Origin of the sequence: Massilia sp. IC2-278 (assembly GCF_020708045.1) — a bacterium.
Lineage (GTDB): Bacteria > Pseudomonadota > Gammaproteobacteria > Burkholderiales > Burkholderiaceae_D > Telluria.
This window is the reverse complement of record NZ_JAJFES010000009.1, coordinates 14,351-32,219: the sequence shown is the minus strand read 5'-3', so window position 1 is coordinate 32,219 and position 17,869 is coordinate 14,351. Positions and strand designations below refer to the sequence as shown.

The 17,869-nt window shown below is 63.9% G+C and carries 18 protein-coding genes; 16 read left to right on the top strand and 2 right to left on the bottom strand.

What is annotated here, in order from left to right:
- Positions 1–322 precede the first annotated feature (322 nt).
- Together trpS and LK540_RS16705 are read left to right on the top strand one after the other, a co-directional pair.
- Positions 323–1,375: a tryptophan--tRNA ligase gene (trpS, locus tag LK540_RS16710; protein ID WP_229438438.1), complete on the top strand. Its 1,053-nt coding sequence runs from the start codon at positions 323–325 to the stop codon at positions 1,373–1,375.
- Between the two features lie 177 nt (positions 1,376–1,552).
- Positions 1,553–2,602, top strand: coding sequence for a zinc ribbon domain-containing protein (locus tag LK540_RS16705; protein WP_229438437.1), 1,050 nt, complete (start codon positions 1,553–1,555; stop codon positions 2,600–2,602).
- A gap of 74 nt (positions 2,603–2,676) precedes the next feature.
- On the opposite strand, the gene LK540_RS16700 is transcribed toward LK540_RS16705, so the two are convergent.
- Positions 2,677–3,126 carry a DUF3597 domain-containing protein gene (locus LK540_RS16700; RefSeq protein WP_229438559.1) on the bottom strand — a complete coding sequence of 150 codons (450 nt, stop codon included), beginning with the start codon at positions 3,124–3,126 and terminating at the stop codon, positions 2,677–2,679.
- Between the two features lie 669 nt (positions 3,127–3,795).
- Here LK540_RS16700 and LK540_RS16695 point away from each other — a divergent pair.
- The 9 genes from LK540_RS16695 (at position 3,796) to LK540_RS16655 (ending at position 14,270) form a co-directional block, all read left to right on the top strand.
- Entirely contained in the window at positions 3,796–4,137 is a 342-nt protein-coding gene (locus LK540_RS16695) for a DUF1294 domain-containing protein (RefSeq protein WP_229438436.1), read from the top strand.
- Positions 4,134–4,886, top strand: a complete 753-nt coding sequence (ugpQ, locus tag LK540_RS16690) for a glycerophosphodiester phosphodiesterase (protein WP_229438435.1) — start codon at positions 4,134–4,136, stop codon at positions 4,884–4,886. Before LK540_RS16695 ends, ugpQ begins: the two co-directional genes overlap by 4 nt.
- 273 nt (positions 4,887–5,159) lie before the next feature.
- On the top strand, positions 5,160–7,769 hold the full coding sequence (gene alaS / locus LK540_RS16685; protein ID WP_229438434.1) for an alanine--tRNA ligase: 2,610 nt from the start codon (positions 5,160–5,162) through the stop codon (positions 7,767–7,769).
- Positions 7,770–7,932: 163 nt separating this feature from the next.
- Complete coding sequence (locus LK540_RS16680; RefSeq protein ID WP_229438433.1) at positions 7,933–8,934, top strand: OmpA family protein; 1,002 nt, start codon at positions 7,933–7,935, stop codon at positions 8,932–8,934.
- Positions 8,935–9,151: 217 nt separating this feature from the next.
- Entirely contained in the window at positions 9,152–9,379 is a 228-nt protein-coding gene (locus LK540_RS16675) for a sulfurtransferase TusA family protein (protein WP_229438558.1), read from the top strand.
- A gap of 219 nt (positions 9,380–9,598) precedes the next feature.
- Positions 9,599–10,348 (top strand): electron transfer flavoprotein subunit beta/FixA family protein, encoded by a 750-nt coding sequence (locus tag LK540_RS16670; protein WP_229438432.1) that lies wholly within the window; start codon positions 9,599–9,601, stop codon positions 10,346–10,348.
- Positions 10,349–10,362: 14 nt separating this feature from the next.
- On the top strand, positions 10,363–11,295 hold the full coding sequence (locus LK540_RS16665; RefSeq protein WP_229438431.1) for an electron transfer flavoprotein subunit alpha/FixB family protein: 933 nt from the start codon (positions 10,363–10,365) through the stop codon (positions 11,293–11,295).
- A gap of 197 nt (positions 11,296–11,492) precedes the next feature.
- Positions 11,493–13,283, top strand: coding sequence for an acyl-CoA dehydrogenase (locus LK540_RS16660; protein ID WP_229438430.1), 1,791 nt, complete (start codon positions 11,493–11,495; stop codon positions 13,281–13,283).
- 342 nt (positions 13,284–13,625) lie between these two features.
- Positions 13,626–14,270, top strand: coding sequence for a hypothetical protein (locus LK540_RS16655; RefSeq protein WP_229438429.1), 645 nt, complete (start codon positions 13,626–13,628; stop codon positions 14,268–14,270).
- 19 nt (positions 14,271–14,289) lie between these two features.
- Here the strand turns inward: LK540_RS16655 and LK540_RS16650 are convergent, their stop codons facing one another.
- Complete coding sequence (locus tag LK540_RS16650; RefSeq protein ID WP_229438428.1) at positions 14,290–14,703, bottom strand: NINE protein; 414 nt, start codon at positions 14,701–14,703, stop codon at positions 14,290–14,292.
- Between the two features lie 262 nt (positions 14,704–14,965).
- Between LK540_RS16650 and rpsP the strand changes: the two genes are divergently transcribed.
- The 5 genes from rpsP to LK540_RS16625 all read left to right on the top strand — a co-directional run bounded on the left by rpsP (position 14,966) and on the right by LK540_RS16625 (position 17,854).
- Entirely contained in the window at positions 14,966–15,214 is a 249-nt protein-coding gene (gene rpsP, locus LK540_RS16645) for a 30S ribosomal protein S16 (RefSeq protein WP_182991427.1), read from the top strand.
- Between the two features lie 16 nt (positions 15,215–15,230).
- Positions 15,231–15,797, top strand: coding sequence for a ribosome maturation factor RimM (rimM, locus tag LK540_RS16640; protein WP_229438427.1), 567 nt, complete (start codon positions 15,231–15,233; stop codon positions 15,795–15,797).
- Between the two features lie 25 nt (positions 15,798–15,822).
- The gene (gene trmD / locus LK540_RS16635) at positions 15,823–16,581 is read left to right on the top strand and encodes a tRNA (guanosine(37)-N1)-methyltransferase TrmD (RefSeq protein WP_229438426.1); all 759 of its coding nucleotides are present in this window, start codon (positions 15,823–15,825) and stop codon (positions 16,579–16,581) included.
- Between the two features lie 119 nt (positions 16,582–16,700).
- On the top strand, positions 16,701–17,087 hold the full coding sequence (gene rplS / locus LK540_RS16630) for a 50S ribosomal protein L19 (RefSeq protein WP_229438425.1): 387 nt from the start codon (positions 16,701–16,703) through the stop codon (positions 17,085–17,087).
- Between the two features lie 95 nt (positions 17,088–17,182).
- On the top strand, positions 17,183–17,854 hold the full coding sequence (locus LK540_RS16625) for a CoA pyrophosphatase (protein ID WP_229438424.1): 672 nt from the start codon (positions 17,183–17,185) through the stop codon (positions 17,852–17,854).
- Positions 17,855–17,869 lie beyond the last annotated feature (15 nt).

Here is a 17,869-nt window from a genome sequence, read left to right as displayed (position 1 = left end):
AAATCACCACTCGTTATATTTTTAGCAACAAAGAAAGTTTAGATGGCTGCCGAAAGCGAAAAGTTCGCTCAGTTCGGTGCGGTTCGCCGGGTCCCCCTGTCCCGGTCAATGATGCCGATGGTGTAACGCGCGGTTGACAGCGCGTCGCCAACCTGCAACCATGCCACCCATGAATTTTCTGAAACCACATCGTTCGCTCTGCACCTGGTGGCGCCGCTGACAGCGCGCGGCCCAGAGATGATGTGACTCGATGAACGCCGCCTCGATTCAGGTGGCGTTTTTCGTTTAGCGCGGCAGGATCGGGGCACAACAAGGAAACCCGATGAGCCAGCAACACAATCCTGCTTCAGACCCAGCCCAGACCCCCGCTACCGCTGCGGCGCCCGTCATCCTGACCGGCGACCGTCCGACCGGCCCCTTGCACCTTGGCCACTTCGTGGGCAGCCTGCGCAACCGCGTGGCCTACCAGGACCAGTACCGGCAGTTCGTCATGCTCGCGGACGCCCAGGCGCTCACCGACAACATGGACGACACGAACAAGGTGCACCGTAACGTTGTCGAAGTAGCGCTGGATTACCTGGCGGTCGGCATCGACCCGTCGCGCTCGACGATCTTCATCCAGTCCCAGGTTCCGGAACTGGCCGAGTTGACATTTTATTACTTAAATCTCGTCACTGTCGCACGCTTGGAGCGTAACCCGACTGTCAAGACGGAGATTGCGCTGCGCGGCTTCGAGCGCGACATTCCTGCCGGCTTCCTGACCTACCCGGCCAGCCAGGCATCCGACATCAGCGCCTTCAAGGCGACCCTGGTGCCGGTGGGCGAAGACCAGATCCCGATGATCGAGCAGTGCAACGAGATCGTGCGCCGCTTCAACCGCATCGCGAACCGCGACATCCTGGTCGAGTGCAAGGCCCTGGTGCCGGAAATCGGCCGCCTGCCCGGCATCGACGGCAAGGCCAAGATGAGCAAGTCGCTCGGCAACACGATCAACCTGGGCGACAGCGCCGACGCCATCCGCGCCGCCGTCAAGCAGGTCTACACCGACCCGCTGCACCTGAAGGTGTCGGACCCGGGCCACCTGGAAGGCAACGTCGCCTTCCTCTACCTGGATGCCTTCGATCCGGAGAAGGAAGCGCTGGAAGAGATGAAGGCGCACTACACCCGCGGCGGCCTGGGCGACAGCGTGGTCAAGAAGCGCCTCGACGTGGTGCTGCAGGAAATGCTGGCGCCAATCCGCGAGCGCCGCGAGCACTTTGCCCAGGACAAGGGGCAGGTGCTGCAGATGCTGAAGGAAGGCACGATGAAGGCGCGCGAAACCGCGGCGCAGACGATGGACGAAGTGCGCCGCGCGCTGGGCCTGTCGTACTTCTGATGCTGTCCTGTTAGTGTTTCAGGCGTACCGGCGCGGCTGCCGGTACGCCGCCATCCCCCGTTGTCCGTCCGCTTTTCCGATACCCCCGGTATCGCATCCCGCTCCTTCGTTCTGCCAGCTAGCCCCGCGCTTTGACATGTGACAAGCTGCGCTCCATCGTTATTCGAGGAGAACTTCATGTCGAAAGGTTTGCGCTTGACCGAGCGGTGGATGGGCCGCGCGCTGTGGCTGGTCGCCTTTATTTTCGCCGCCTTCCTGATCGGCCTGGGCGGCAAGATCGTCGAGAATCTGTGGGACGTCGAAGCGCCCCTGACGGTCGAGCAGTTCATGGACCCGCAGCGCCTGGCTGCCCTGCAGAGCCAGCGCGACGCGGCCGAGGAGAAGCAGACCGCGGCCCGCACCGCGCTCCAGCAGGCCGAGCAGCAGCACGAGGTGGCGCGTTCGAATACGGCCTCGGCGCGCGCTTCCTTCGATAACTGGCTGGCCACGCGCCGCGTCACGGCGCGGCCCGACCAGGACAGCGAACTCATCAACCGCACGAAGGCTCTCGACGCCCTGGAGGCCGAGGAGCGCAAGGCCCTGGGGGCGGTGGAGGCCCAGCGCCAGGCCATGCTCGACGCTACCCAGCAGGCCGAAAGCGTGGAAAGGAACTGGCAGGCACTGGAGCGCCCGGCCATGCAGGCGCATTTCGAGGCGGTGCGCTCCAAGGAACTGCGCGTCTTCCTGTACCGGCTGGCGCTGACCCTGCCACTGCTGGTGATCGCCGGCTGGCTGTTCAAGCACAAGAGGAAGAGCACGTATTGGCCGTTTGCCTGGGGCTTTATCTACTTTGCCCTGTTCGCCTTCTTCTTCGAGCTGGTGCCTTATCTGCCGAGCTATGGCGGCTACGTGCGCTACCTGGTGGGGATCGTGGTGACGGTAGTGGTGGGGCGCTATGCGATTATCTCGCTGCAGCATTACCTGGCGCGCCAGAAGGAAACCGAAGCGCTGCCCGACGTGGCGCGGCGCCAGACCATGCGCTACGACATGGCGCTGCAACGCCTGGCGAAAAGCGTGTGCCCGGGCTGCGAGCGTACGGTGGACCTGAAGGATACGAGTATCGACTACTGCCCGCACTGCGGCATCGGCCTGTTCGACCGCTGCGGCTGCTGCAAGACGCGCAAGAACGCGTTCGCGCGGTTCTGCTTTTCGTGCGGAACCGCGGCGAACACGACGCTGGCGGATTAAGGGATAGACGAAAGGACTGGCGGCGGCCATGCCGGCGCCAGTCCTTTGGCGTTAACTACCGCTAAGCCCGAACCTTACTGCAGGTCCGAAGGCACCTTGCCGCCGTTTTCGGCCAGCTTCTTCATGACCTGCTTGTGCAGCCAGATGTTCATCGAGGCCGAGTCGCTCGTGTCGCCGGTGTAATGCAGCTCGGCGGCCAGTTCCTTGCGCGCGGCCAGGCTGGAGTCGAGGTCGAGCAGCTTCATCAGGTCGACGATCGAGGTACGCCAGTTCAGCTGCTGGCCCGAGGCCTTCAGCTTGGCATTCAGGATTTCCTCCACGTCGACCTGCTGGTTCAGGGTCGAGGCCGGGGCGGCTGCGGCCGGAGCGGTCGGCGCCGGGTTCGGTGCGGCCTGGCCTGCAGGCTGGGCCGGGGCGGCCGGGGCCTGAGCCGGCGCGGCGGCTGGCGCGTTCTGCTGCTGTGCCGGCGCCGGGGCCGACTTCTGCGGGAAGATCTTATGGAAGATATTGCTCAGGATGCCCACGTTGTTCTCCTTTTCGGGTGTCGAAGTTGAATTGCGGCGCTGGATGCCCTGCGCCATGGCGCCGAGTGCGACGGCCAGCGCCGTGGCGCCGATGGCCTTCACGGCGGTCGGGTGTTCGGCATAGAACTCGCCCATGCGGTCGAGGATGCCCGGGTTTTCCTTCTGCGCCTGTTCGGCGATGTCCTTGATCTGCTGCTCCGAGACTTGCGAAGCCTGTTCCGGCGTCACTTTGCCGCCGTTACCGCCGAACAGCCCGCCCAGCTTGCCCAGTAGGCCAGGGCCGGCGCCGGCGATCAGCTGGTTCAGCATGCCTGCGCGCTGGTCCGGATTGCTGTTGCCGAACATCTGGGCCAGCATCTGCGGGAAGGGTGGCGTCTGGTCCGAGCGCAATGCCTGGGCCAGGCCCTGCGCAAGGGTGTCGCGCGGCGCCGCTTGCGCTGCGCGGTCGAAGTCGTCCGATGCCTGCGCGGTATTCGCGCCGCCGCCCAGGTATTGCCCGAGCAAATTCCCTAAATCAAAACCCATGTGTCCTCCTGCTTCATTGACGTTGAAGGAAGAGGGTAGGACGGTTGAGCACCGGTTTTCGGTACGCTGACGAACCTACAACAGACAAAATCCGCCAGTTGCTGCCTGCTGGTAATTACCTGCTGCCCGCGCTAAGCTGACCGCATGCCTTATCTTCCTCTTCTTGCCTTTGCCGTCTTGTATGCGGGCGCGACCCTGGCCTGGGACTTGCCGCCGCTGGTGGCGGGCGCCTATGCCGTTACCAGCCTGAGCTGCTTCGTTGCCTATGCCATCGACAAGTCGGCGGCGCGCAAGGGCGGCTGGCGTACGCCCGAGCGGACCCTGCTGCTGCTCGGACTGGTGGGTGGCTGGCCGGGCGGGCTGCTGGCCCAGCAATGGCTGCGCCACAAGTCGGCGAAACGGTCGTTCCAGGCGATGTTCTGGGCGACGGTGGCCCTGAACGTGGCGGGTTTTGCGTACTTGTCCTGGCGGATGGCGGGCGCATGAGCTGGACCTATCCCGAGCGCGTACTGGCCCACCGCGGCGGCGGCACGCTGGCGCCGGAAAACACCATGGCCGGGCTGCTGGAAGGCATGCGGCGCGGCTTTCGCGCCATCGAATACGACATCATGCTGGCGCGCGACGGGGTGGCGGTGGTGATGCACGATCCTTACCTGGGCCGGACAGTCGCCGGGTCGGGGAATGTGTTCGACTACGACGCGCTGGAGCTGGCGGCGATGGATGCGGGCAGCTGGTTCGGGCGGGCGTTCGATGGCGAGCCGGTGCCGCTGTTCGTCGAGTATGCGGGCTTCTGCAAGGCGCATGGCGTGTGGATGAACATGGAGATCAAGCCGGCGCCGGGGTATAACATCGAGACCGGCGGGGCGGTGGCGCGCATTGCTGCCGGGATGTTTGCCGATGAGATAGCGGCGGAGAGGTGGGATGTGGTGCCGCTGCTGTCGTCGTTCAGCGAGCTGGCGCTGGAGGCGGCAAGGGAGGTGGCGCCCGAGGTGCCGCGCGCCTTGTTGATGAGCGAGTTGCCGCCGGATTGGGAACGGCGGGTGCGGGCCGTGGAGGCGGTGGCGGTGCATGTGAATCATCGGCATTTGACGGCCGAGCAGGCGCAGGCGGTGAAGGAGGCGGGGTTGGCGCTGTTCTGCTATACCGTGAACGAGCCGGCGCGTGCGAAGGAGCTCTTCGGGTGGGGAGTCGATGCCCTCTGTACCGACCGCATCGACCTGATCGGCCCCGGGTAGGGTGGACACCTGTGTCCACGCGGTCTCATCGAATGATCATCGGCGCCGCTAACCCAAAATCGCTTGCATACGCACGTGGGGCTGTTGCCTGCACTGTTATCGGTATCTTGAATCCGCGTGGGCACGAGTGCCCACCCTACGGGACGCGTTCCTGACTTGCGGTAGCAAACCCACCAGCTATCCCGCCTTGCACACCCATGCAAATAAGTCACGGGTGACTGATATAATCGTTTCCTTTATATACCGTACTGCTCTCTTTCCGCATCCGCCAACATGAAATCCTCCGAAATTCGCGAAAAGTTCCTCAAGTTCTTTGAGTCCAAGGGCCATACGATCGTACGGTCCAGTCCGCTCGTGCCGGGCAACGATCCGACCATGTTGTTGACCAACAGCGGAATGGTGCAGTTCAAGGACGTGTTCCTGGGCCTCGACTCGCGCCCCTACAAGCGCGCCACCACCGTGCAGCGCTGCGTGCGCGCCGGCGGCAAGCACAACGACCTGGAAAACGTCGGCTACACCGCGCGTCACCACACCTTCTTCGAAATGCTGGGTAACTTCAGCTTCGGCGATTACTTCAAGCGCGACGCGATCAACTTTTGTTGGGAACTGCTGACTAAAGTTTATCAACTGCCGGCAGAGAAGCTGACCGTCACCGTCTACTTTGAGGACGACGAAGCCTACGACATCTGGGCCAACGAGATCGGCGTGCCGAAAGAGCGCATCATCCGCATCGGCGACAACAAGGGCGCGCGCTACGCGTCGGACAACTTCTGGCAGATGGCCGACACCGGCCCATGTGGCCCGTGCACCGAAGTGTTCTACGACCACGGCGCCGACATCTGGGGCGGCCCTCCGGGCTCGCCTGAAGAAGACGGCGACCGCTTCATCGAAATCTGGAACCTGGTGTTCATGCAGTTCAACCGCGACGAATCGGGCGTGCTGACCCCGCTGCCGAAGCCGTCGATCGACACCGGCATGGGCATGGAACGCCTGGCCGCGGTGCTACAGCACGTGCACAGCAACTACGAGATCGATCTGTTCCAGAACCTGATCAAGGCCGCCGCCCGCGAAACCGGCGCGAGCGACCTGAACAACAACTCGCTGAAAGTGATCGCGGACCACATTCGCGCCGCTTCCTTCCTGATCGTCGACGGCATCATCCCGAGCAGCGAAGGCCATGGCTACGTCCTGCGCCGCATCATCCGCCGCGCGCTGCGTCACGGCCACAAGCTGGGCCAGACCCGTCCGTTCTTCTACAAGCTGGTGGAAGACCTCGACATCGAGATGGGCTCGGCGTACCCGGAACTGACCGACGCCAAGGAGCGCGTGGCCCAGGTGCTGAAGGCCGAGGAAGAGCGTTTCGGCGAGACCCTGGAAAACGGCATGAAGATCCTGGAAGCCCAGCTGGCCAAGGATCCGCAAAAGCTGGACGGCGGCACCGCCTTCACCCTGTACGACACCTACGGTTTCCCGCTGGACCTGACCGCCGACATCTGCCGCGAGCGCAACGTCACGCTCGACGAAGAAGGTTTCAATGCCGCCATGGAGCAGCAAAAGAAAACCGCGCGCGCCGCCGGCAAGTTCAAGATGGCCGCCAAGGTGGAATATGCTGGCGACAAGACCAAGTTCGTCGGCTACGAGTCCCTGGTGCACAACACCCACGTGCTGGCGCTGTACTCCGAAGGCGTGTCGGTGCAAGAACTGAAGGAAGGCCAGGAAGGCATCGTCGTCCTCGACACCACCCCGTTCTACGCGGAATCGGGCGGCCAGGTCGGCGACCACGGCATGATCGCCTCCGGCGTGGGCCAGTTCGAAGTCGAAGACACCCTGAAGATCCAGGCGGACGTGTTCGGCCACCACGGCGTGCTGCGTTCGGGTTCGCTGAAGGTCGGCGACACTGTCGATGCCCAGGTCGACCAGGCCAAGCGTGCGCGCACCATCCGCAACCACTCGGCGACCCACCTGATGCACAAGGCCCTGCGCGAAGTGCTGGGCGGCCACGTGCAGCAGAAGGGTTCGCTGGTCGATCCGGACAAAACCCGTTTCGACTTCAGCCACAACGCCCCGGTGACGCAGGAACAGATCGCCCAGGTCGAGCAGATCGTGAACCGCGAGATCCTGGAAAACCACGCCACGCAAGCCCAGCACATGTCCTTCGATGACGCCGTGAAGCATGGCGCCATGGCCCTGTTCGGCGAGAAGTACGGCGACGAAGTGCGCGTGCTGGACATCGGTTCCTCGAAAGAGCTGTGCGGCGGCGTCCACGTGACCCGCACCGGCGACATCGGCCTGTTCAAGATCGTGTCGGAAGGCGGCGTTGCTGCCGGCATCCGCCGTATCGAGGCAGTGACGGGCGAGGGCGCGCTGGCCTGGGTGCAGGCGACCAATGCCAAACTGCTGGCCGCCGCCTCGGCCCTGAAGACCGGCCCGGACGAACTGCCGTCGCGCATCGCCCAGGTGCAGGATCAAGTGAAAGTGCTGGAGAAGGAAGTCGCGGCGCTGAAGTCGAAACTGGCCGCCGGCCAGGGCGACGAACTGCTGAACCAGGCTGTCGACGTGAACGGCATCAAGGTGCTGGCCGCAACGATGGAAGGCGCGGACGTTGCCACCCTGCGCGAAGCCATGGACAAGCTGAAGGACAAGCTGGGTACCGCCGCCATCGTGCTGGCCAGCGTGATCGACGGCAAGGTCAGCCTGATCGCGGGCGTGACCAAGGATGCCACCGGTAAAGTAAAAGCCGGCGAACTGGTCAACTTCGTGGCCCAGCAGGTGGGCGGCAAGGGCGGCGGCCGTCCGGACATGGCGCAAGCCGGCGGTACCGATCCGGCCGGCCTGCCGCAGGCACTGGCTGGCGTGGCCGGCTGGGTGGGCGAACGCGCGTAAGCGTTTCTCTTCTCCAGTAGCCCGCTTCAAGAACGCCGCGTCATGCGGCGTTTTTTTTGGCCCGGCGGCCGCGCACGATTGCGTATGCAAGGTGATTAGCCGTTGCCGCTCGGCCATCTCATCCTTACAATCCCTTGATTATTTGCTACTTCTAGGAATCACCATGCGAGGCCAAGGGCTTGCTGCACTGCTGCTGTTCGTGAGCGCCTCAAGCGCGCTGGCCTGGGCGCCGGCCGGCGACACCGTCACGGGTGCACAGGACCATCCGCTGCTGTCGCGCTACGAGGGCGCGACGATGGTCGGCTACGAGGTCAAGGCCTTCGACGCAGCCACGCTGCCGGCTGGCAAGCGCTACTACAGCAAGGAGCGCCGCCCGATGTTCGAGAAGTCGCTCGCGCTGGAAGGCAAGCTCACCCGCATTGCCTACAACTACCCGCCGGAACGTTCCCCGCTCGAGGTCATGCGCAACTACCAGGCCGCGCTGGACAAGGCCGGCATGAAAACCGTGTTCGCCTGTGCCAAGGAAACCTGCGGCGACGACTTCGGCACGTACTGGCTCGACGAGCGCCTCGGCAACAAATTCATCAAGGGCAGGCATAACGAATGGTCGCCCTTCAATTACGGCCGGCGCGACATGCGCTACCTGCTGGCCAGCGGAACGCGTCCGGATGGCTCTGCGGTACATGTGGCCACCTACGTCGTCGCCCCGGTGAAGAACTTCAAGGGCGGCATCTATCTCGAGATCGTCGAGGGCAAGCCCATGGAAACCGGCAAGGTGTCCGCCAGCCTGAACGCGGCCGAGATGGCCAAGGGCATCGCCGATGAAGGCAAGGTGGCGGTCTACGGCGTTTATTTCGACACCGGCAAGGCGGACGTGAAGCCGGATTCGGCACCGGCGCTGGCCGAGATGGCCAAGATGCTGCAGCAGGACGCGAAGCTGAAGGTATTCGTGGTCGGCCATACCGACAACCAGGGTGTGCTGGCCCAGAACCTGGCGCTGTCGCAGCAGCGCGCCGAGGCCGTGATCAAGGCGCTGGTCGCCGACTACAAGGTCGACCCGAAACGCCTGTCGGCCAAGGGCGTGGCCGCCTATGCGCCACTGGCTTCGAACCGGGTGGAAGAGGGCCGCCGCAAGAACCGCCGCGTCGAACTCGTCGAGCAATAGACACAGCGGAATGCACCGCCCCGGTGCTTATTGATGAGCACATGTTGCACGGCAGTGCAAGCGTTCTGGTCATTTTTACATTCTGGTTGTGCCCCTGCAACAATGTGTGACTATTTTGGTGCGCTGCGTCATACTGCGCGAATTGGAGTAGTATGCGATTTCAGTACCACCACCTAGCAGGCGAGCGATGAGCGACACCACTATCGACATTGACACCATGGAGTTCCAGAAAGACCTGGATGCGCGCGGACTGAACTGTCCCTTGCCCATCCTGAAAGCCAAGAAGGCGCTGGCCGAGATGGAAAGCGGGCAAGTCCTGCGCATCGTGGCCACCGACACCGGCTCCGTGCGTGACTTCCAGGCATTTGCCAAGCAGACCGGCAATGCCTTGCTGGCCCACACTGCCGAACACGGCGAATTCACCTTCCTGATGCGCCGCAAATAAACTTGTCGGCGCGCGCGGCGCCAACCCGGCGGGGCGGCTTCCTGGCCCCGTCCGTTTCCCCTGATTTCACGGAATTTCAATCGTTGAGCACGATTTCGAAGATTCACTCTAGCCAAAAATCGCACGATCGTGCTTTAATCCGGTTTGGCGGCAGTTTATCTCTTATAATCTAGGCCACTTTAGCCAAGTCTACCTCTTCAATTTTTCAAAGGCACACCTATGAAAGTCCTGGTACCCGTCAAACGCGTGGTCGACTATAACGTCAAGGTCCGCGTCAAGTCCGACGGCAGCGGCGTCGATATCGCCAACGTCAAAATGTCGATGAACCCGTTCGACGAGATCGCACTCGAAGAAGCGACCCGTTTGAAGGAAGCCGGCAAGGTCACCGAGGTGGTGGCAGTGTCCGTCGGTGTGCCGCAGTGCCAGGAAACCCTGCGCACCGGCATGGCGATCGGCGCCGACCGCGGCATCCTGGTGGAAACCTCGGGCGACACCGAGCCGCTGGCCGTGGCCAAGATCATGAAGGCGCTGGCCGACAAGGAGCAGCCGCAGCTGATCATCCTGGGCAAGCAGGCCATCGACGACGACTCGAACCAGACCGGCCAGATGCTGGCGGCCCTGCTGGGCTGGCCACAGGCGACCTTCGCGTCGAAAGTGGTGCTGGAAGACGGCAAGGTTACCGTGACGCGCGAAGTCGACGGCGGCCTGGAAACCGTTGCCTTGACCCTGCCTGCCATCGTCACCACCGACCTGCGCCTGAACGAGCCGCGCTACGTGACGCTGCCGAACATCATGAAGGCCAAGAAAAAGCCGCTGGAAACCGTCAAGCCGGAAGACCTGGGCGTCGACGTCGCGCCGCGCCTGAAGACCCTGAAAGTGGTCGAGCCGGCCAAGCGCTCGGCCGGCGTGAAGGTGCCGGACGTCGCCACCCTGGTGCAGAAACTGCGCACCGAAGCCAAAGTCATCTAAATATAGGACACATCATGGTCGCACTCGTAATTGCTGAACACGACAATGGCTCCCTGAAGGGCGCAACCCACCACACCGTGACCGCGGCCGCCCAGTGCGGCGGCGACGTGCACGTGCTGGTCGCCGGCTCGAACTGCGGCGCCGCCGCCGAAGCCGCCGCGCAGATCGCCGGCGTCTCGAAAGTGCTGGTCGCCGACGCAGCCTACTTCGCCGACGGCCTGGCCGAAAACGTGGCCGAGCAGATCCTGGCGATCGCCGGCTCCTACTCGCACATCCTGGCTCCTGCCACCGCCTACGGCAAGAACATCCTTCCACGCGTCGCCGCCAAGCTGGACGTGGCCCAGATCTCGGAAATCACCAAGGTCGATTCGCCGGACACCTTCGAGCGTCCGATCTACGCCGGTAACGCGATCGCCACCGTGCAGTCGAGCGACAGCGTGAAAGTCATCACCGTGCGCGGCACCGGCTTCGACGCCGCCGCTGCCACGGGTGGCTCGGCTGCCGTCGAGAACATCGCCGCCGCTGCCGACTTCGGCAAGTCCTCGTTTGTCGGCCGCGAACTGGCGAAATCGGACCGTCCGGAACTGACCGCCGCTAAGATCATCGTCTCCGGTGGCCGCGGCATGGGCTCGGGCGACAACTTCAAGCTGCTCGAGCCGCTGGCCGACAAGCTGGGCGCGGCCATGGGCGCCTCGCGCGCCGCGGTCGACGCCGGCTACGTGCCGAACGACTGGCAGGTTGGCCAGACCGGCAAGATCGTCGCCCCGTCGCTGTACATCGCCGTCGGTATCTCGGGCGCGATCCAGCACTTGGCCGGCATGAAGGACTCGAAGACCATCGTCGCCATCAACAAGGACCCGGAAGCACCGATCTTCTCGGTGGCCGACTACGGCCTGGTCGGTGACCTGTTCGAAGTGATTCCGCAGCTGGTGCAGGAACTGGGCTGATCGTTGTGCGTAGGGTGGGCACTTGTGCCCACGCGGTTTACGTGCGCATCGAACATCGCACCATTACGGGTCCCCGAAGTGTTCACCGCGTGGGCTCGAGAGCCCACCCTACGAAACGCGACAAAACACAGGCCACGTGGTCTGGCACCTGCCAGGCTAGCGTGGCCTGTTTTATATCCAAATTCTGAGGAGATATCGTGAGCTACCAAGCCCCGATCAAAGACATGCTGTTCGTCATGAACGAACTGGCCGGCCTGAACGTCGTTTCCCAGCTGCCCGGCTGCGAAGACGCGACCGTCGACACCGTGGAAGCGGTGCTGGAAGAAAACGCGAAATTCTGCGGCGAAGTCATCGCCCCGCTGAACCACCCGAGCGACAAGGAGCCGAGCTTCTGGCACGACGGCCAGGTGACCACCGCCGCCGGCTTCAAGGTGGCCTTCCAGGCCTTTGCCGAATCCGGCTGGCAGGGCGTGCAGCACCCGACCGAATTCGGCGGCCAGGGCTTGCCGAAGCTGGTATCGACCCCGTGCACCGAGATGCTGAACGCGGCCTCGATCTCGTTCGCGCTGGTGGCCCTGCTGACCGACGGCGCCATCGAGGCGCTGCTCACCGCCGGCTCGGAAGAGCAAAAGGCGCGTTATCTCGAGCCGCTGATCTCGGGCAAGTGGACCGGCACCATGAACCTGACCGAGCCGCAGGCCGGTTCGGACCTGGCCGCCGTGCGCACCCGCGCCGTGCCGCAGGGCGACGGCACCTACAAGATTTTCGGCACCAAGATCTACATCACCTACGGTGAGCACGACATGGCCGAGAACATCATCCACCTGGTCCTGGCGCGTACGCCGGACGCGCCCCCGGGCGTGAAGGGGATTTCGCTGTTCATCGTGCCGAAGTTCATGATCAACGAAGACGGCTCGCCGGGCGAACGGAACGACGCCCACTGCGTGTCGATCGAGCACAAGCTCGGCATCAAGGCCAGCCCGACCGCCGTGCTGCAGTTCGGCGACAACGGCGGCGCCATCGGCACCCTGGTCGGCGAGGAAAACCGCGGCCTGGAATACATGTTCATCATGATGAACGCGGCCCGATTCGGCGTCGGCCTGCAGGGCATCGGGCTGGCCGAGCGCGCCTACCAGCAGGCAGTCGCCTTTGCCAAGGAGCGCGTGCAGTCGCGCGACCTGGCCGGTTCCGCCGGTCCGGTGGCCATCATCAACCACCCGGACGTGCGCCGCATGCTGATGTCGATGCGCGCCCAGACCGAGGCCGCACGGGCGCTGGCCTACGTCGGCGCCGGCATCTCGGACGTGGCCCACTACCACCCGGACGAGATGACACGCCGCGCCAACCTCGCCGTGTACGAGTACCTGGTGCCGATCATCAAGGGCTGGTCGACCGAAATGAGCGAAAACGTGGCGCGTGACGGCGTGCAGGTGCACGGCGGCATGGGCTTCATCGAGGAAACCGGCGCCGCCCAGCACTACCGCGACGCCAAGATCCTGACCATCTACGAAGGCACGACCGCGATCCAGGCGAATGACCTGGTGGGCCGCAAGACCGCGCGCGATGGCGGCGCGGTGGCGAAAGCCATCATCGACCAGGTACGCGAAACCCAGGCGGCGCTGGCCGAGCTGCAGGGCGAAGATTTTGCTGCGATGAGCAAGCAGCTGGGCCTGGGCGCGGCGGCGCTGGAAGAAGTGGTCGACTTCGTGGTGGCCAACGTCAAGCCGAACATCAAGGGCGTGTTCGCCGGTTCCGTGCTCTACCTGAAGCTGGCCGGCATCGTGCTGGGCGGCTGGCAGATGGGGCGTGCGGCGCTGGTCGCGCAGAAGAAGCTCGACGCCGGCGAAGGCGATGCCGCTTTCCTGCGTGCGAAGGTCGCCACCGCGCGCTTCTTTGCGGATCACATCCTCTCTGGCGCCCAGGGCCTGCGTTCGGCGATCGTCGAAGGCAGCGCCGGCGTGCTGGCGCTGGACGTCGAGCAGTTCTGATCTTCGGTATCAGTATGACCAGAAGCGGCCTGCGGGCCGCTTTTTTGTTGGCTGTGTGATGTCGCTTTTGTAGGGTGGGCACTTGTGCCCACGCGGTCTCATCGCATGCGTCGATGCGGCATCTCTAACGGCGCTGACGCTGACGCGGGCATGTTTCGACTTGCATGTGCACTACAGCGTGGACACAGGTGCCTTGCGCGGCCCGGTCCATCCTACGAATCCCCCCGTCCCGCACCACCGCCGAGCTTGATCTGGCTTAAACGAAGCACTACAGCCGCGTCCGTACCATCGACTCATCCACCAACCACGCCCGTCACGTAGCGGGCTCATCCGGGAGCCGATATGCGATTCGCCACTGTCCGATCCGGCCTGTGCCTGGCACTGGCCGCTTTCCTGTCCCTGCTGTCCGCCTGTGGCGGCGGGGGCGGCCACGACGACCCGCCGCCGACCACCACCCAGCCGCCACCGCCACCCGCGCCGCTTCCGCCGCCGGTGTCCCTGGCCGCTACCTACACCGACCTCGTGGCCGGCACCATCAACAGCCCGCAAGGCTGGCCAGCCTGGAGCGGCAGCGGCCAGCCCGTGGCCGGCGTCGGCTGCCTGGTCAACGAGGATTACCACATCCACGCCCTGGTCTCGATCTACAAGGATGGCGTACGCCAGGGCCTGCCCGACAACATAGGCCGCAGCGGCTGCGCCTACGAACTGCACACGCACGACGTCACCGGCACCATCCACATCGAGACGAATGTGCCGAAGAAGTTCACGCTGGGGCAGTTGTTTGCGCTATGGCGCCAGCCGCTGCTGGCGAGCGGTACGGCCGGGCTGCCGGGGCCGATCCGTTTCTATGTGATCGACAAGGAAGTGCTGACGCCCTACACCGGGGACCCCGGCGACATCGAACTGGCCGCGCACCGCGAAATCGTGATCGTCAGCGGCACGCCGCCTGTCACGCTGCCGAAGTACCGCTGGCCGAGCGGAATCTAGCGCAGGGAGGGAAGGGCAGTCAGCCGTAGGCGCCGCCGGTGTACATCAGGTCGAACAGGCGCGAGATCGTGGCGATCAGCACGGTCGCGCCGATCATCAGCGTCGCCACCAGCAGCACCGCCAATATCCAGTTCGACTGCGTTTGCCTGCCGGCGGCGGCGTTGAAGCGCGCATCCCATTTCTCGTCCGGCATCAAGCCGATGACCAGGGCGGCGATGAAGCCGGCGATACACGACACGAGCAGCGGCAGCATGGCGTAGAACAGGTCGACGCCGCCATCGGTCTGGCTGTACACCAGGCCCGCTACGGGCAGGCTGCAGGCATGCAGGATTCCGATCCGGTCCACGCCGCCATGCAGGTAGAAACGGTGCGCACCCAGTCCGCCCAGGGACAGCGCCAATGCGGTGGCCAGTGTCTTGTTCTTGAAAGGCATGCGCTCGATAAGTGTTAAACAAAGGCGCAAGTATCGTTCAAAAATGTTTTAAAAGCATCAAATTTTATGTAAATGCTATGTATCGAGTTGACTATGCCACCACAACGGGCGAGTAGGGTGGGTAGCGGTGCGGCGCAAAATCAGCCATAATGCGCAATTCGGCCGGGACCGCGCGCCCTGTTGTCATAACGCTTGCCGCCGTGCGGCATTGCGCGCTATAATCGTCGGCTTTCTCCGTCCAGTACAACTTTTTGGAATTATTATGGTCGTTATCCGTTTGGCTCGTGGCGGCGCAAAAAAGCGCCCGTTCTTCAACATCGTTGCAACCGACTCGCGTAACCGTCGCGACGGCCGTTTCATCGAGCGCATCGGCTTCTACAACCCGATGGCTTCGGGCGCCGAAGTCGGCCTGAAGATCACCGCGGACCGTCTGGCCTACTGGCAAGGCGTTGGCGCACAACTGTCGCCAACCGTTGCTCGCCTGGTCGCTCAGCAGACCCCGGCTGCCTAAGTAAGGTAAGCCTGGTTTGACCGCTTCAGCAGCAAGCGGGGCGCAAGCCCCCGACGACCTGACCCAGGTCGGGTATGTTTCCGGCGCCTATGGCATTGCCGGCGCCATCCGCGTCACGCCGTTCTCGACGGACGCCGATGCGCTGCTGAACGTCAAAACCTGGTGGCTCGACAAGTCGGCTGACAAGTCGGCCCCGCAGTCCGTCACCGTACGGACCGCAAAGATGCATGGCGGCGACGTGGTCGCCACCCTGGTCGGGATGAGCGATCGCAACCTGGCGGAGGCGCTGAAAGGCGCAGCCGTCCATGTGGCACGCAGCGAATTTCCCGAGCTTGGGGAAGACGAATATTACTGGTCCGACCTGATCGGCCTGGACGCGGTCAACCTGCAGGGCGAAGCCCTCGGCAAGGTGACCGACATGATGAGCAACGGCGCGCAATCGATCTTGCGCATCGAGCCCGTTGCGGATCCGGCCAGCACCGACAAGGCGCCCGAACGCCTGGTTCCCTATGTGGACCAGTTCGTGAAAACCGTCGACCTCAAGGCAAAGCAGATTACCCTGGATTGGGGTCTGGACTTTTGACCCTTCCAACCTGAACGAGGTCCCGATGCAATTCGACGTCGTGAGCTTGTTCCCCGAGATGTTTGCCGCATTGACGCAGTCGGGCGTGACCCGGCGCGCCTTCGAGCAGGAACGCTGGGGCCTGACCTTGTGGAATCCGCGCGATTTCACGACGGACCGCCACCGCACCGTGGATGACCGCCCGTATGGCGGCGGCCCCGGGATGGTGATGCTGGCCAAGCCGCTCGAAGCGACGATCAATGCGGCCAAGGCGCGCCAGGTCGAACGTGGCCTGCCGTCGCCGCGCGTGGTATTCATGTCGCCGCAAGGCAAACCGCTGACCCACGAACGCGTGGTGGCACTGAAGGACGAGCCCGGTCTCGTCATCCTCTGCGGCCGCTACGAAGCCGTGGACCAGCGCCTGCTGGACCGTGTCGTCGATGAGGAAATTTCTCTCGGCGACTTCGTGCTGTCGGGTGGCGAGTTGCCGGCGATGGCATTGATGGATGCGGTGGTGCGGCTCTTGCCCGGCGTGCTGGGCGACGATGCCTCGGCGGTCGAAGACAGCTTCGTCAACGGCCTGCTCGACTCGCCGCATTACACGCGTCCGGAAGTCTACGAAGACGTGGCTGTGCCGCCAGTGCTCATGGGCGGCAACCATGCAGAAATTACCAAGTGGCGCCGCCAGCGCATGCTGGAGGCGACACGGAAGAAGCGGCCCGAGTTACTCGACGCCGCCAGGAAGGCAGGGCGCTTGACGCCCGCCGACGAAAAGTTTTTGGCCACGCTTTCGCAAGAGGGCTAGGCTGGAAAAATGCACCGATACCGGTGCGCAGCACCCGGGCATGTTGCCCGTGTGTTCAACCCCATCCTCTACTGGGCAACAAGTACAGCGCCAGCAAGATGGTTTTTGGAGTCATAAGCATGAATCTGATTCAGCAACTCGAACAGGAAGAAATCGCGCGCCTCGGCCGTGCCATTCCTGATTTCGCACCTGGCGACACCGTGATCGTCAACGTCAACGTCGTCGAAGGCAACCGCAAGCGCGCCCAGGCATACGAAGGCGTCGTCATCTCGCGCCGTAACCGTGGCCTGAACTCGAACTTCATCGTTCGCAAGATCTCGTCGGGCGAAGGCGTGGAACGTACGTTCCAGCTGTACTCCCCACTGATCGCATCGATCGAAGTCAAGCGCCGCGGCGACGTTCGTCGTGCGAAGCTGTACTACCTGCGCGAGCGTTCGGGCAAATCGGCACGTATCAAAGAGAAACTGCCGCAGCGCCGCGTCGCCGCTACCACCGCTGCTGAGTAATAGCATCTGTGGAATGAAAAAGGCATCCTTCGGGATGCCTTTTTCTTTATCTGTCCGTCGTGTTGGCTGGAGGAAATCTGGCCGGAGGAATCCTTTTGGTAAAGCTGCATCTCGATCCTACCCGCTTGCCGGTGGATGCCATCGCCGGCGAACCGCCCGTCGATCCGGCGCTGCTGACCGCCGCCCGCCTGCGCGCGCGCTTCGCCGAAACCCTGCGCGCCTGGGATCCCGAAGCCGCCGAGGAAATGCCGTTCCAGCCGGGATTCAAGCTGCGCCGCGCCTCGGTACTGGTACCGCTGGTCGACCGTCCCGAAGGCCTGACCGTGCTGCTGACCCAGCGCACCGACCACCTCAGCAGCCACGCCGGCCAGATCAGCTTCCCGGGCGGCCGCGCCGAGGAATACGATTCCTCGCCGATCGAAACGGCGCTGCGCGAATCCGAAGAAGAAATCGGCCTGCACCGGCGCCACGTGCAGATCGTCGGCGTGCTGCCCGAGTACATCACCGCCAGCGCCTACCGCGTGCGTCCGGTGGTAGCGCTGGTGACGCCGCCTTTCGACCTGACCGCCGACCCGGGCGAAGTGGCCGAGATCTTCGAGGTGCCGCTTGCCTTCCTGATGAACGGCGCCCACCACCAGCGCATGTCCTTCGACCTGCCGGAAGGGGCGGGGCGGCGCAGCTTCTACGCCATGCCCTACGAGCGTTTTTTCATCTGGGGCGCCACCGCCGGCATGCTGCGCAATCTCTTCCATTTCCTGCGCGCCTGAGGGGAACCGGCAAGC

What these genes read in the sequence shown, in the direction of transcription:
- trpS (WP_229438438.1), top strand. Translation starts at nt 323, where the DNA reads ATGAGCCAGCAACACAATCCTGCTTCAGACCCAGCCCAGACCCCCGCT.
- LK540_RS16705 (WP_229438437.1), top strand. Translation starts at nt 1,553, where the DNA reads ATGTCGAAAGGTTTGCGCTTGACCGAGCGGTGGATGGGCCGCGCGCTG.
- LK540_RS16695 (WP_229438436.1), top strand. Translation starts at nt 3,796, where the DNA reads ATGCCTTATCTTCCTCTTCTTGCCTTTGCCGTCTTGTATGCGGGCGCG.
- ugpQ (WP_229438435.1), top strand. Translation starts at nt 4,134, where the DNA reads ATGAGCTGGACCTATCCCGAGCGCGTACTGGCCCACCGCGGCGGCGGC.
- alaS (WP_229438434.1), top strand. Translation starts at nt 5,160, where the DNA reads ATGAAATCCTCCGAAATTCGCGAAAAGTTCCTCAAGTTCTTTGAGTCC.
- LK540_RS16680 (WP_229438433.1), top strand. Translation starts at nt 7,933, where the DNA reads ATGCGAGGCCAAGGGCTTGCTGCACTGCTGCTGTTCGTGAGCGCCTCA.
- LK540_RS16675 (WP_229438558.1), top strand. Translation starts at nt 9,152, where the DNA reads ATGGAGTTCCAGAAAGACCTGGATGCGCGCGGACTGAACTGTCCCTTG.
- LK540_RS16670 (WP_229438432.1), top strand. Translation starts at nt 9,599, where the DNA reads ATGAAAGTCCTGGTACCCGTCAAACGCGTGGTCGACTATAACGTCAAG.
- LK540_RS16665 (WP_229438431.1), top strand. Translation starts at nt 10,363, where the DNA reads ATGGTCGCACTCGTAATTGCTGAACACGACAATGGCTCCCTGAAGGGC.
- LK540_RS16655 (WP_229438429.1), top strand. Translation starts at nt 13,626, where the DNA reads ATGCGATTCGCCACTGTCCGATCCGGCCTGTGCCTGGCACTGGCCGCT.
- LK540_RS16650 (WP_229438428.1), bottom strand. Translation starts at nt 14,703, where the DNA reads ATGCCTTTCAAGAACAAGACACTGGCCACCGCATTGGCGCTGTCCCTG.
- rpsP (WP_182991427.1), top strand. Translation starts at nt 14,966, where the DNA reads ATGGTCGTTATCCGTTTGGCTCGTGGCGGCGCAAAAAAGCGCCCGTTC.
- trmD (WP_229438426.1), top strand. Translation starts at nt 15,823, where the DNA reads ATGCAATTCGACGTCGTGAGCTTGTTCCCCGAGATGTTTGCCGCATTG.
- rplS (WP_229438425.1), top strand. Translation starts at nt 16,701, where the DNA reads ATGAATCTGATTCAGCAACTCGAACAGGAAGAAATCGCGCGCCTCGGC.